General features: G+C 66.0%; 13 protein-coding genes. 7 read left to right on the plus strand and 6 right to left on the minus strand.

Annotated features, from left to right (window positions below):
• Window positions 1-41: 41 nt before the first annotated feature.
• Window positions 42-698 carry a response regulator transcription factor gene (locus VFV09_09500; GenBank protein HEU4867951.1) on the minus strand — a complete coding sequence of 219 codons (657 nt, stop codon included), beginning with the start codon at window positions 696-698 and terminating at the stop codon, window positions 42-44.
• Window positions 699-786: 88 nt separating this feature from the next.
• On the opposite strand from VFV09_09500, the gene VFV09_09505 reads away from it, so the two are divergent.
• The gene (locus VFV09_09505) at window positions 787-1,605 is read left to right on the plus strand and encodes a hypothetical protein (GenBank protein HEU4867952.1); all 819 of its coding nucleotides are present in this window, start codon (window positions 787-789) and stop codon (window positions 1,603-1,605) included.
• A 2-nt stretch (window positions 1,606-1,607) separates the two neighbouring features.
• On the opposite strand, the gene VFV09_09510 is transcribed toward VFV09_09505, so the two are convergent.
• Complete coding sequence (locus tag VFV09_09510; GenBank protein ID HEU4867953.1) at window positions 1,608-1,988, minus strand: iron-sulfur cluster assembly scaffold protein; 381 nt, start codon at window positions 1,986-1,988, stop codon at window positions 1,608-1,610.
• Window positions 1,989-2,079: 91 nt separating this feature from the next.
• Here VFV09_09510 and VFV09_09515 point away from each other — a divergent pair, with 91 nt between their 5' ends.
• The 3 genes from VFV09_09515 (at window position 2,080) to VFV09_09525 (ending at window position 5,736) form a co-directional block, all read left to right on the plus strand.
• Window positions 2,080-3,201, plus strand: a complete 1,122-nt coding sequence (locus VFV09_09515) for an Mrp/NBP35 family ATP-binding protein (protein HEU4867954.1) — start codon at window positions 2,080-2,082, stop codon at window positions 3,199-3,201.
• A 336-nt stretch (window positions 3,202-3,537) separates the two neighbouring features.
• Window positions 3,538-4,032, plus strand: a complete 495-nt coding sequence (locus VFV09_09520; GenBank protein HEU4867955.1) for a hypothetical protein — start codon at window positions 3,538-3,540, stop codon at window positions 4,030-4,032.
• 135 nt (window positions 4,033-4,167) lie between these two features.
• Window positions 4,168-5,736: an HTTM domain-containing protein gene (locus VFV09_09525; protein ID HEU4867956.1), complete on the plus strand. Its 1,569-nt coding sequence runs from the start codon at window positions 4,168-4,170 to the stop codon at window positions 5,734-5,736.
• Between the two features lie 39 nt (window positions 5,737-5,775).
• Here the strand turns inward: VFV09_09525 and VFV09_09530 are convergent, their stop codons facing one another.
• From VFV09_09530 to VFV09_09545, 4 genes are all read right to left on the minus strand, one after another.
• A complete protein-coding gene (locus tag VFV09_09530) occupies window positions 5,776-6,360 on the minus strand; it encodes a hypothetical protein (GenBank protein ID HEU4867957.1) in 585 nt (194 codons plus the stop codon).
• Window positions 6,361-6,620: 260 nt separating this feature from the next.
• On the minus strand, window positions 6,621-7,286 hold the full coding sequence (locus tag VFV09_09535) for a hypothetical protein (protein HEU4867958.1): 666 nt from the start codon (window positions 7,284-7,286) through the stop codon (window positions 6,621-6,623).
• A gap of 295 nt (window positions 7,287-7,581) precedes the next feature.
• Complete coding sequence (locus VFV09_09540) at window positions 7,582-8,253, minus strand: hypothetical protein (GenBank protein ID HEU4867959.1); 672 nt, start codon at window positions 8,251-8,253, stop codon at window positions 7,582-7,584.
• Window positions 8,254-8,492: 239 nt separating this feature from the next.
• Window positions 8,493-9,161 (minus strand): hypothetical protein, encoded by a 669-nt coding sequence (locus VFV09_09545; protein HEU4867960.1) that lies wholly within the window; start codon window positions 9,159-9,161, stop codon window positions 8,493-8,495.
• A gap of 385 nt (window positions 9,162-9,546) precedes the next feature.
• Here VFV09_09545 and VFV09_09550 point away from each other — a divergent pair, with 385 nt between their 5' ends.
• From VFV09_09550 to VFV09_09560, 3 genes are read left to right on the plus strand one after another with little or no spacing between them, the layout of a single operon-like run.
• Window positions 9,547-10,083 (plus strand): aerial mycelium formation protein, encoded by a 537-nt coding sequence (locus tag VFV09_09550; protein ID HEU4867961.1) that lies wholly within the window; start codon window positions 9,547-9,549, stop codon window positions 10,081-10,083.
• Window positions 10,084-10,111: 28 nt separating this feature from the next.
• Entirely contained in the window at window positions 10,112-10,870 is a 759-nt protein-coding gene (locus VFV09_09555; protein ID HEU4867962.1) for an HD domain-containing phosphohydrolase, read from the plus strand.
• Between the two features lie 46 nt (window positions 10,871-10,916).
• Window positions 10,917-11,954 carry a GNAT family N-acetyltransferase gene (locus VFV09_09560; protein HEU4867963.1) on the plus strand — a complete coding sequence of 346 codons (1,038 nt, stop codon included), beginning with the start codon at window positions 10,917-10,919 and terminating at the stop codon, window positions 11,952-11,954.
• Window positions 11,955-12,093: the final 139 nt, after the last annotated feature.

Here is a 12,093-nt window from a genome sequence, read left to right on the forward strand (position 1 = left end):
CCAAAACCGGGCCCCGCACTCTTGCAGGCGCCCGCAGTCGTCTAGCCGGCGAAGCGGTACCCCACGTTTCGAACTGTCTCGATCATGTGGGCCTCGTGCCCCAGCTTGGCCCTCAACCGTCTCACATGAACGTCAACCGTCCGGGTGCCTCCGAAGAAGTCGTATCCCCAGACCTCGCTCAGCAGCGCACTCCGGGAGCAGACCCGTCCAGGCCTCTGCGCCAGATATGCGATTAGCTCGAACTCCTTAAATGTAAGGTCCAGTGCCTCGCCCCGCACCCGGACCTCGAACCGCTCGCGGTTGATGTTGATCTCTCCGCGCTTGATCACCTCGGACGACTCGGTCTCGGCCGGGCTGACCACCCGCCGCAGCCGGGCGTCGAGCTCCTCGGGAGTACAGCGGTCGGTCAAAAAGTCGGCGACGCCGGAGGCCCAGTCGAAGCTTGCCAGAGCATCGTCGTTGAGGACCACGACGAACGGGGCTTCGGTTTCACCCCTCAGCTTTCGCACGACGACGGCGGCCTCGTCGGGACGGTCGCGGCCGTCCACGACGATGAGGTCGGCAAGGCGGCGGCTGAGCAGATCGGGGGTCGCGTCGGCGAAGGTGATGGGCTCCGGGGCGGGCCTCTTGCCGGAGAGCGGGGGGAAGGACTCCTCCGGATCGGAGCGCTGGCTACTCAGCCAAAGTAGACGAATCATTGAGAATAGTCTAAGTGCTGACGGCTAAGCCGTGACGATATTCGAATGGTGGGCTCTCCTTACCCGGTGAAACGTAGGATAACGCGCAATGTCGATGGAATCTCGGGAACGCACACCGGTCGTCACACGAGTGGCTCTGGCCGGCCTCGCGGCCGGCGCCGTTGGGTCGTCGCTCCTCGGACCTCGGATCCTGGCCGGCTACGCCGCCGTCGGCTTGGCGGTGGCAGTCGGGTTGACCCTCTACACACTCGGGGGCGGGGCGAGGGCTCTGCCTGCGCTCGGCGCAGTGCTGGTAATGGCCTACCCCCTGGCGGCGGTCGAGCGCGGCGAGGGAGGGATCTTGTGGGCGGCGGCGCTCACGTTTTTTGCGATGGCCGGCGCCTACGTGATGCGCGGCCTGGGCCGAGACGTGGTCGGCTCCTTGGCGGTGGGTGTCGCGGTGGTGCTCCACCTGGGGCTGCTCGGCAGCTATCTGGTGCTGGTTGCGGTTTCCGGGAACCGCCTGCTGGGCGCCCTGGTCCTGATGGTGGTGGCCTTTGAGGCGGCGCATGCCGTTCTGCTCTCCCGAGCCCACCCGTTGGAGCGGCCTTCCAACCGGGGGGCTGCTCCGGCGTCCTTCTTCGACCCGAGGGCTGCGCTGGCCGGGCTGGCCGCCTGCGTCGTTGCGTCGGTGGTCGCCCGGCTGTTTCTTGACTCCCCGCCGGGCGTGCTCAGCTCGGTTGTGCTCGGGGCGGCCGTCGGCGCCGCAGCGACGCTGGGACACGCCGCTGCAGCGGCCACCTCGGAGGATTTCGAGTCCGGCGCGCTGCGGATGGGGGGCCTCGACGCGGGGGTGTTCATCTCGCTCAACGCCTTGCTGTTTGCGGCCGGCGCCTTCTACTACGGCTTCCGCCTGTACCTCGCCTGATCTCAGGCCGAGGGGGCCGACTCCCGGGTCCGGACCTGCTCCAGCGCGGACCGGAGCGCTTCCAGGACGATGGTGGCGCAGTTCGTGCGCTCGTCGGGAATGCCGCCCAGCGCCCGGTAGAGCCGGGGGTAGTCGATCGTCTGGGCCTCCGTGATCGAGGTGCCGATGGCGAGCTCGCAGATGACATCGGCCGAGGCGATGGCGGTGGCGCAGCCCTGAGCCCGGAAACGGGCGTCGGCGATGACGCCGTCGTAGACCACGAGGGCCAGGTGGACAACGTCGCCGCAGGTCTCGTTTCCGGCCTGAGCGGTGCCCTGGGGATCGTCCAGATCACCCGCATGCGACGGCTCGAGGAACCGGCCCATTAGCGCGTCGCTGTACATCCCTCCACTTTAAGGGACGGCGGGCTGCTATTTCCGAGCCTGGATAGAGTGCGGTCCTGCGGTAGTCTGGGGCATGCCTACTATCGAGCAAGTGCGAGAGGTTCTCGCCACCATCAACGACCCCGAGCTCCACCGCAGCATCGTGGAGCTGGGCATGGTCAAGGGTATCGAGGTCGCTCCGCCGCACGTCACGGTCGACCTGGCCCTCACCATTCCCGGATGCCCCCTCAAGTCCTTCTTCCAGGAGGTCCTGCCGGCCAAGATCCAGGCCTCCTTCCCCGAGATCACCGCAGTCACGGTCAACCTCGGGTCCATGACCGACGAGGAGCGCAAAGCTCTGGTCGGCGGGGTGAAGAGTGAAAGCCCCTCCTCTTTTGCCGGCCCGCAGTCGCGCACCACGGTGCTGGCCATTGGAAGCGGAAAGGGCGGGGTCGGCAAATCGACCCTCACCGCCAACCTCGCAGCGGCCCTGGCCAAACGAGGTCACTCGGTCGGCCTTCTGGACGCCGACATCTGGGGATTCTCCTCCTCCCGAATGCTGGGGACCTCGGCCAAGCCGACCGTCATCGACGAGCGCCTTATCGTCCCCGTCGAGGCTTACGGCTTCAAGATGATCTCCATGGGCAACCTGGTCGAGGACGACCGCCCGGTCGTCATGCGAGGCCCCATGCTCCACAAGATCCTTCAGAGCTTCTTGTCCGACGTTCACTGGGAGGAGCCGGACTACCTCCTCATCGACATGCCCCCCGGCACCGGTGACATCTCCCTTTCTCTGTCGCAGTTCGTCCCCGGTTGTTCGATCATCCTCGTCACCACCCCCCAGCAGGCTGCCGAGAAGGTGGCCGAGAGGGCCGGGCATATGGCCGGCAAGGTTGGGATGAAGGTGGCGGGGGTCATCGAAAACATGGCTTACGCCCTCTGCGAGCACTGCGGAGAGCGGACCTACCCGTTCGGCAGCGGCGGCGGCCAGGAGCTTGCCGAGACGTTCGGGGCGCCGCTTCTCGGCCAGATCCCGCTGGACCCACCGATGGGCGCCCTCGCCGACCACGGCAAGCCTTCGGTGATCGTCACCCCGGAGTCACCCTCGGCGAAGGCTTTCGAAGAGGTCACCGAGGCCCTGGTCAAGCTGATTCCACCCAAACCCAGAAGCCGGATGCGCAAGTCGCTCCCGCTCATCATGAGCCCTTCGGCCGCCCCCGCCCACACCGGCTGAGGATTCCAAAAAGCCACCAGAATTCGCGCTCGGCTGGCTTCAAAAAGAACTGGCCTAATGGGGTGGCACCTTGTACGATACCGATTGTCATACGCCCCATCAGGGGTGGCAGGATGGTCGGATATGTCTCTCGCCGCGGGGAACGGCGCCAGTTTCTTGGTTTGACGGCGTTTTATTCTTCCGATGAGGGGCAGAAACTTCCCAGAAAGGCAGGTTTGTCATTGCCGTTCGGCCTAGGATTCATATCCCACGGACGAATGGGTCGTTCTGATAGTGTTTGCTAGACTGCGGGTGGAATACCCTTTGATTCGAAATGAAACGTAAGAGGAGGTAGTAATGAAGAAGCTCACGGGACTACTGCTCGTGACTGTGATAGCAGGAGCGATCTTCGCCGCTCTGGCCCTCCCGGCGTTCGCTGCTAGCAGCAACGCAGGTGGAGTTGTTGTCGAGTCCGGCGATGCACCTGACTGTGTTGGCGGAAGCTGTGGCGGCGTCATCGTCGAGGACCCGGCTGGCGTCGGCCCCGACTGCACCGGCGGCAACTGCGGCGGAAGCATCTGCCAGGGCCCCGACTGCGGCAGCTGCGCAGGCGGTAACTGCGGCGGAAGCATCAGCGGTCCGGGAACGGCCGTTGACCACGGTAAGAAGCACGACGCACCGGCCAAGGCCGCTGGCGCAAAGGCACTGCCCCGCACGGGTATCCCGACCGCAGCCACCCTGGCACTCGGCGCCGGAATGATCCTGGTTGGTCTGTTCTTCACCTTCGTCGAGCACCCCTCGACCAAGGTCGCAATGGCAGCCATGACCTACCGCCCGAAGCGTCGCCTCTAATACACCGATTCAACCAAGCAGCCCCCGGAGACGGGGGCTGCTTTTTTTGTTGAGTGATGACCGGACATCGCTCACAATGGTTGCGCCCCGGCGGGGGCAACCTGAAGACAACAAGTTCGAGCGGTAGGGGAGAGCTTGGCTCAAGATCAACTGCCCGCACCAACTCCGGCAACCCGGTCGATGCGCAGCCGGGTCGTCTCGTCGTTGTTTGCTCCGCTCGACCTTGCCGCCCTTGCCTACTTCCGGATCGTGTTCGGCCTGGTGGTCTGCTGGGAGTCCTGGAGATACTTCAAGCTCGGGTGGATCGACGCCTTCTTCGTCGATCCTCCGTTCCTGTTCACCTACTGGCCGTTTCACTTCGTAGACCCGTGGCCGGGCTGGGGGATGAAGGCTCACTTCCTGGTCCTCGGCGCCGCAGGCATCCTGGTCGCCCTGGGAGCGTTCTACCGGGCGTCCGCCTCGGTGCTGTTCGTTGCGATGACGTACTTCTTCCTGCTCGACAAGGCCAACTACCTCAACCACCTCTACCTGGTCTGCCTCCTCGCTTTTCTGATGATCTTCCTGCCCGCCCACCGGACGTGGTCGGTAGACGTCCGGAGGAAGCCGTCCCTTAGGGCAGACACCGCCCCGGCCTGGACCCTGTGGCTGCTTCGCTTCCAGCTGGCGCTTCCGTACTTCTTCGGGGGCATAGCCAAGCTGAACCCCGACTGGTTAAAAGGGGAGCCGCTCAGGATGTGGCTGGCCGAGGACGTGGACTTTCCTCTCATCGGCCGGTTCTTCACCGAGGAGCCGGTCGTCAGGCTGATGACCTACGGCGCGTTGGCGCTGGACCTGCTGGTCGTCCTCTTCCTGCTGGCGTCCCGGAAAACCCGGCCCTTCGCATACGCCGCCGCAGTCGCTTTCCACTTCATGAACTCGAGGCTGTTCAACATCGGCATCTTCCCGTGGCTGATGATCGCAGGCACGGCAATCTTCTTTCCTCCCGACACCCCCAGACGGATTCTCGAGGACCTCCGGCGCCGGCCCGGCTCGCTGCGATCGATTGCATGGTGGATTGGGATGGCCGGCGGCGCTTGGCTCGGCTGGAAGCTGCCGACGACCTTCACGCTGCCCCAGGTGGCGATAGGCGGCCTCGGAATCGCAATCCTCTGCTGGAGCCTGGCCGAGCTGTTGCGGCCCCTACCGGCCGTTCCTGTGGCCTCCGAGCCGCAGCAGGAGAACGATCGGGCGACCGGGCCGGCGCTTCGCCCGCCCCGGCCGGTGCTCGCCCTTCTGGTCCTATGGGTCGCCGTGCAGGTGTTGCTGCCTTTCAGGCACCTGGCCGTGCCCGGCAACGTCTACTGGACCGAGGAGGGACAGCGGTTCTCATGGATGATGCTCGTTCGGTCCAAGGAGGGCCGGGTCATCTACGAGGTGACCGACGTGAGCCGGGGTCAGACGTGGGAGCTGTTCCCCGAGAACTACCTGACCCGAAGGCAATCCCTGACGCTTAGGGACAAGCCCGACATGATCGTTCAGTTCGCCCACTACATCCAGGACCGGCTCCGGGAAGACGGCTACCCGGAGGTGGAGATACGGGCAATCACCGCCATCTCGTTGAACAACAAGCCGGAGCGCCCGGTCATCGACCGGAACGTCGACCTGACGAAGGTAAAGGTTCCCTGGTTGGGCAAAGCAGACTGGATCACGGCTGAGGAGCCCTAGGGCCCGGTAACTGCAGCCGGGCGTCCCCCGAGGTTATTGCTACCTGCCGGGGCCGGTCCCGTCAGTCGCAGCCGTCGGGGTTACGATCCTCGACGCAGACATCGCCGCTTTGTCCGCTGGAGCCGGTTGCCCCGCTTCGAGCACCGTTGCCTCCGCGGCCGCTGGTGCCGCCGTCGGCTCCGTCGGCGCCGGTGCCGCTGTCGGCATCGCCTCCGCCTCCGGCTCCGCCCTGTCCGCCGGCGCCATCGCCCCCGCTGCCTCCGCCGCCGTCCGCGCTGTCGTCCCCGGAGCTGCTGTCCGAGCTGCCGCCGGAGCCGCCTCCTCGCCCACTGCCGCTCCGCCGGAGCCTCCGTCACCGCTGCCGCCGACCGAGGCGCCGCTGGGACCTCCCGAGCCGCCTCCACCGCCGGACCCGGAGTCGCCCCCGCTCCCGCCGCCGCCCGAGGACCCCGTGGCGCCGCTGGCGCCGGATTCGAGGATGAACTCCTGCTCGCACCCCGTGGAGTCCGGGCCCGGACCGGAGGTCTCGCAAAAGTTTTCGGCTGATGCGGTTGAGATCAACGATGCCCCGAGAAGGGCGGCCGAGATCAATGCAACGGCCAAAAGCGTTCTGCGAGTTTTCATCCCATCCTCCTTGTTCCGCCGGTTCTCCGAGCGTGCCCGGTTCGGTCACGAGCCCTCGGGATCCTCTGGAGCGCCTCCTCAGGCATGGTGCTCATGGTGCGTTTGTTAAGTAGCGTTTGAACAACATACTTGAGTCGCCTATGGAGGTATAGGCAATCCGGCTAATTACATCTTGAGGATTAGAGAGACTCGCCCTACCAGGACGCAAAAAAGGGGCGGCCCGAAGGCCGCCCCTTTTGCCTTTTCAGGCTGAACTGCTATTAGCAGTCGTTGTTGTTGTCAGCGTCTGCGCAAGCGTCGCCGGAGTCGCCGGAGTCGCCGGTGGCGCCGCTACGGGCACCGTTGCCGCCGTTACCGGAACGTCCGCCTTCGCCGCCTTCGCCGCCGTCGCCGGTGTCGGCGTCGCCGCCGTTACCTTCGCCGCCGTCGCCGCCGGTGCCGTCGCCGCCACCTGCGCCGTTGCAGCCGCCGGACTCGTCGCCGGAGCCGTCACATGCGCCGTCGCCGCCGAGGCCGCCTGCGCCGCCGCCGCCGTCGCCGCCGCCGGTGGTTGCACCGGCGTAGTCGCCGCTACCACCAGCTGCGCCGCCGCCGCCGCCTGCGCCGCCGTTGCCGCCGCCGTCGCCGCCAGCACCGCCGGCACCTGCGCCGCCGCCGCCGCCGTCGCCGCTACCGCCGGCTGCTGCGCCGGATGCTCCGCCTGCGCCGCCGTCGCCGGCTGCGCCGGACTCGCCACCGTCGCCACCAGCGCCGGACTCGCCGGTTTCGCCGGTTGCGCCGGTCTCAAGGCCGAACTCCTGGGAGCACTCGGTTGTGTCGGGGCCCGGGCCGTTTGCGTCGCAGTTGTTCTCTGCGGCTGCGGTCGGGATGAGCAGTGCTGAAACCATGGCAAGCATCATGAGCATGCCAAACATTTTCTTGATCATTCCTACTACCTCCTGGCTAACTGCCGTATTCGATGTGCTTCTGAATTAGCGATGTATCGAACCTGCATGGTGTTGCGGGAAGTTCAAGCTGCTCGAAATGGAATGGGCGCTACCGGCCGCCTGATAGGCGAAACCGAGCCCCTTCCACCCGATACTCGGGGACTCTATCAGTTTGGCCGGTGGGAGTGGGCGAACCCGCGAAAAAAAGTTGGGAGCCGCTCCGACGGCGTTCGAGGTATCCCGGAATAGAAAGAGGGGCGGCAATTGCCGCCCCTCTTTGTCGAGCTTGAAGCTGTTAGCAGTCGTTGTTGTTGTCGGCCTCGGCACAAACGTCGCCGGAGGTGCCGGAGTCGCCGGTGCGGCCGCTGCGAGCGCCGTTGCCGCCGTTACCGGACTGACCGCCCTCGCCGCCTTCGCCGCCGTCGCCGGTGTCGGCGTCGCCGCCGTTACCTTCGCCGCCGTCGCCGCCGGTGCCGCTTCCGCCACCTGCGCCGTTGCATCCAGCGCTGGTGTCGGTTGCGCTGCCGTCACATGCGCCGTCGCCGCCTGCGCCACCTGCGCCGCCGCCGCCGTCGCCGCCGCCGGTGGTTGCACCGGAGTAAGCGCCACTGCCGCCGGCTGCTCCGCCGCCGCCGCCTGCGCCGCCGTTGCCGCCGCCGTCGCCGCCGGCACCGCCGGCACCTGCGCCGCCGCCGCCGCCGTCGCCGCTACCGCCTGCTGCTGCGCCGCTTGCGCCGCCGTCGCCGCCGGCACCAGCGTCGCCCGAGGCTCCGCCTTCGCCGCCGTCGCCGCTTGCGCCGGTTGCGCCGGTTTCGCCGGACTCGAGCTCAAAAGCCTGCTCGCAGCCGGTCTCGTCAGCGCCGGGACCGTTTGCGTCACAGTTGTTCTCCGCAGATGCGGTGGGAACGAGCAGTGCGGCCGACAGGGCCAGCATCAGCATCATTCCGAAGAGGTTCTTGACCTTCATTTTCGGTGTCCTCCTAGAGATTCGATCGAATCAACTCCCGAAGGAGTTGGGTGGAGCGTTTGATGCGCGCTCGACGCAAGGAGAGTTAGCACCTTCCGCCGTGCATCGGGGAGTCTATCAAACCGTTCGGCCAAAAGGGCACTCGGTGAGAAAAAGTTCTTCCGAAAATTGTTGACGGCTCTTTCGAGAAATAAAACGGCGGCCCCGAAGGGCCGCCGTTTGTTGCCAGGGGTTGAGCCTTAGCAGTTGTTGTTGTTGTCAGCGTCTGCACAAGCGTCGCCGGAGTCGCCGGAGTCGCCGCTACGGCCGCTGCGTGCGCCGTTGCCGCCGTTACCGGAACGTCCGCCTTCGCCGCCTTCGCCGCCGTCGCCGGTGTCGGCGTCGCCGCCGTTACCTTCGCCGCCGTCGCCGCCGGTGCCGTCGCCGCCTGCGCCGCCGTTGCATCCAGCGCTGGTGTCGGTTGCGCTGCCGTCACATGCGCCGTCGCCGCCTGCGCCGCCTGCGCCGCCGCCGCCGTCGCCGCCGCCGGTGGTTGCACCGGCCCAAGCGCCACTGCCGCCGGCTGCTCCGCCGCCGCCACCTGCGCCGCCGTTGCCGCCGCCGTCGCCGCCGGCACCGCCGGCACCTGCGCCGCCGCCGCCGCCGTCGCCGCTACCGCCGGCTGCTGCGCCGGATGCTCCACCTGCGCCGCCGTCGCCTGCTGCGCCGGAGTCGCCGCCTGCGCCGCCGTCACCGGTTGCGCCGGTCTCGCCGGTCTCGCCGGTGGTGAGCTCGAGCTCCTGCGAACACTCGGTGGTGTCCTCGCCCGGGCCGTTGGCGTCACAGTTGTTCTCAGCTGCTGCGGTAGGAACCAGAAGTGCGGCCGCGAGGGCCAGCATCATCAGGGTGCCCATGAGTTTCTTGATCATCTGCGTGATTCCTTCCTTTGATGTTGCCTTGCTTATGCGCTGCATCCGCCTCCTGGACCTTGCCGCCAGGGGCGAAATTCTTTTGCGAGACTTCGCAACTACTGGTAAATCCCCGCCGTATCTCGATGCAAAACTTTGGTGTAGACGAAACTAGCGCCCAGTTAAATGAGCACGCCGAATGTTACCGCTCCAAACCGGCCGGTTCAAGGAATTGTTTCAGAACCCCGCTCAGCGTTCGCAGATCCTCCACCGCCGTTTCCGCGTATCGAGTTTACGGGCGTGCGGGGAGTATGTGAACGGGAGGATCGACGGAAATCCGGCGTCTCGCAGCCGAGTTAGACTCTTAAGGCATTCGCCGAAGAGCAACAGCGGCCGGGAGACAGATTTGACGGAGAAGAATTCCAGGCGGGACGACAGGATCCTCGATCCCGAGCTCCTCAACGACGCGGCCTCGATGTCCACCACCGACCTGCGCAGCCGCCGGGACGAGGTCCGTGAGCTGGAAGCGGAGTTCAGCTATGCCCGCCGCCTTCTGCAGGGCAAGATCGACATCCTGGCCGCCGAGCTGAAGCGGCGCTCGGAGGGCGGAGAGGCCGGCATGGGAGACCTGGTCAGCCGGCTGCCCTCCATCCTTGCCGACGAGCCCCGCTCCGGCGGCGCCACCCGCCTGCTGGAGTCCGATCTCCCTCGCAACGCCGGCAAGTTCCGCAGGTACACCGAGAGGCTGGCTACCGGACTGGCACACATCGAGACCTCAACCCCCGAAGAGCTCACCGCGATGGTCACCGAGCTGGGAGCCGAGGAGCGAAAGGTCTCCGAAGACCGCCGGCGGGCCCAAAAGATCATCGACGGGCTGAACGCAGAGCTGGTGAGGCGGTACCAGAAGGGTGATGAGGACCCCTCGGCTCTTTTGAGCAGCTAGCGGGCCGGTGGAACCCAGCGCTTTTGAGGTGAACGAACCCCCCTCCCAGTCCGGCCCCCCGGCCGAGTTCGAGACGGAGACCGACTACCGGGCCGAGCTTGAACGAACCCGCTCGCAGCTCCTGGTGTTCGCCCGGGACATGAGTGCGGTTTACCAGAGGAAGCGGGAGCACGAACAAAAGCTCGGCGCCCTGCTCGAGGAGCTCCGAACCGACTACCTCTCGATTGTGGAGACCCTCGCCCTGGTGGTGGAGGCCAAGGACCAGTACACCGCCAACCACCTCGAACGGTGCAAGCGTTACGGCATCGCGCTGACCAGCCGTATCGATGCGGCGATGATCACCCCGCAGCTCCAGTACGGATTCCTCCTGCACGACGTCGGCAAGATCGGCATCCCGGAGGCGATCCTCATGAAGCCCGGACCGCTGACCTCCGAGGAGATGACCGTCATGAGAACCCACCCCTTGATCGGGGTACAGATCGTCGCCCCGATGCGCCGGGTGCTGGACGAGGTGACGGTGGAGGTCATCCGCCACCACCACGAGCGGTTCGACGGCAACGGGTACCCGGACGGCCTCAAAGGGGAGGACATCCCGCTGTCGGCCAGGATCTTCAGCGTCGTGGACAGCTTCGACGCCATGACCACGAACCGGCCCTACCGCAAGGCCCTTCCCCTGGATGAGGCTCTCACCCGCCTCAGGGCCGAAGCGGGCAAGCAGTTCGATCCCGATGTCGTGGCCGAGTTCGAGCTGCTGATGCAGAGCATCCAGTCTCCCGAGGACTGGTAAAAACCCGTTACCTGGCTAACCCCTGCGTTCTGTTAGCGTCGATCGAGTGGAAGTCACAGCTCATCCGATAGAAGGCGCCTTCGACCTGCCCGAGTGGCAGGAGCTGCTCGAGGCAGACCCGAACAGGCACGTCTTCGCCACCCCCGAGTGGAGCCGCCTGTGGTGGAACCGGTTTGGGGAGGGCAAACAGGAGGGCCTGGTGCTGACCTTTTCCGACCCCGGCACGGTCGCGCTGGCCGCGTTGACCATCGACCGAACGGAAGAAGGCCGCAGAGTCCGCTTTCTGGGAGGCGACGACCTCACCGACTACCAGGGCCCGCTGATCGCGTCCGAGAGGCACCGTCCCGCGGTGGCCGAGGCGTTCATCCGGTACCTCGTTGAGACGTTCGACGACTGGGACTACCTGGAGGCCAAGGGACTTCCTGTGCCTTTCCACTTCTCGGAGTGGCTGGTTGAGGCCGCAGACCGGATGAAGCTCCGGTTCGAGCTGGAGCTGCATGAGCTGACGGCGGTGCTGATGCTCCCGGACTCCTGGGACACCTACCTCGCCGGCCTGGGCAAGAAGAAGCGGCACGAGCTGGAGAGGAAGACCCGCCGTTTTGAACGGGAGGCCCCCGACGCCGTGCTGCGCAGCACCGGCGACGAAACGCTCGAGGCGGACATCGAGGCGTTCATCCGCCTCCACAAGACCAGCGCCGGCGAGAAGGGCGAGTTCATGCTGCCCGCCCGCGAGGAGTTCTTCCGGGAGATCGCCCGCACCCTCCAGCCGATGGGGATGCTGGCGCTCGACTTCCTCGAGCTGGACGACAAGCCGATCGCCGCCACCATCTCGTTCCGGTACGACAACGTCTTTTACCTGTACAACTCGGCCTACGACCTCACCCTGCGCCCGATATCGCCCGGGCTGATCCTGGTCTCCCGCCTGATACAGCGATCGATTGGCGAAAAGGCCAGGCGTTTCGATTTCCTGAGGGGCCGGGAACGGTACAAGTACGACCTGGGGGCGGAGGCGCTGCCTCTCCACTGGATCCTGATCCGCCACCCTTCCGGGATGGCGACGGAATCCGGCCGTCCCAGTAAGTAAGGAATAACCACAGGCTTCGGCTACCATTTTCCTAGTAGGCATAACGAGCGTAGTTTGCCAACATCCCGATTACGAAGGACGCCCCGCACTGGCCGTTAGAGATTTAACCCTGATTCCCGAGTCATTCCGGCCGGTCCGG

The sequence above is a fragment of the Actinomycetota bacterium genome (assembly GCA_035759705.1).
GTDB lineage: Bacteria > Actinomycetota > CADDZG01 > JAHWKV01 > JAHWKV01 > JAJCYE01.